This is a genomic window from Gordonia sp. UCD-TK1 (assembly GCF_001691435.1).
GTDB lineage: Bacteria > Actinomycetota > Actinomycetes > Mycobacteriales > Mycobacteriaceae > Gordonia > Gordonia hongkongensis.
This window is the reverse complement of sequence record NZ_LZMP01000078.1, coordinates 1-933: the sequence shown is the minus strand read 5'-3', so window position 1 is coordinate 933 and position 933 is coordinate 1. Positions and strand designations below refer to the sequence as shown.

Sequence of the window (933 nt, the reverse complement as noted above, 5' to 3'; positions counted from 1 at the left end):
GGAACTGTCCGCTCACGCCCAGTTCGCGATGGACACCGGAACGCAGGTGTTCTTCGCCGATCCGCACTCACCGTGGCAGCGACCATCCAACGAGAACACCAATGGTGTTCTGCGCCAATATTTTCCTAAGGGAACTGATCTGTCGCGGTGGTCAGCTGAGGACCTCGAGGCCATCGCCTACACCCTCAACAACCGTCCTAGAAAAGTCCTTGGATGGAAAACTCCCGCCGAAGTCTTTGGCGAACAACTACACTCGCTACAACAACCCAGTGTTGCATCGACCGATTGAACGCGCCCAGTACACATCGGTTACACTGACTGAGCGGCTGCGGCTCGAAGACATCGCCGCGTCGATCGGGTCGGTCGGAGACGCCTACGACAACGCTCTGGCCGAGTCGGTGAACGGGCTGTACAAGACCGAGTGCATCCGGACCACGATCTTCCACTCCGGCCCGTACCGGACGATCTCCGACGTCGAGTTCGCGACCGCTGGTTGGGTCGACTGGTACAACAACAGCAGGCTGCACTCGAGTATCGGCCAGATTCCCCCGACCGAGTTCGAAACGCTCCACTACGCTGGCCTCGGCCCCGAGGACCAGCCCACACTGGAGGCGGCACAAAACCCTAGGGTGATTCACCCAGCCGATCTTTCCCATGCTCCCGGGCACCCCGCAACGGGCCAGCCACGACTATGTGCGCAACGGCACCTCCAGTCTGTACGCGGCGTTGGACATCGCGTCGGGAAAAGTGATCGGTTCGCTTCACTCACGGCATCGGGCAACAGAATTCATCGGGTTTCTCCGCAAGATCGACGCCGAGGTGCCCGACGAGCTCGACGTCCACCTGGTCATGGACAACGCCTCTACCCACAAGACGCCCGCGGTCAAACGATGGCTGACCTCGCACCCACGATTCGTTGTCCACTTCACCCCG

The 933-nt window shown here is 60.7% G+C and carries 1 protein-coding gene and 2 pseudogenes; all 3 read left to right on the top strand.

Annotation, left to right across the window (positions count from 1 at the left end; translation table 11 throughout):
* On the top strand, positions 1-289 hold a 289-nt coding region (locus A9310_RS25425; protein ID WP_139104734.1), incomplete at its 5' end, for an IS30 family transposase.
* 4 nt (positions 290-293) lie between these two features.
* A pseudogene (locus A9310_RS25420) lies at positions 294-593 on the top strand (integrase core domain-containing protein); the annotation flags it as partial.
* 43 nt (positions 594-636) lie between these two features.
* A pseudogene (locus A9310_RS23340) lies at positions 637-933 on the top strand (transposase); the annotation flags it as partial.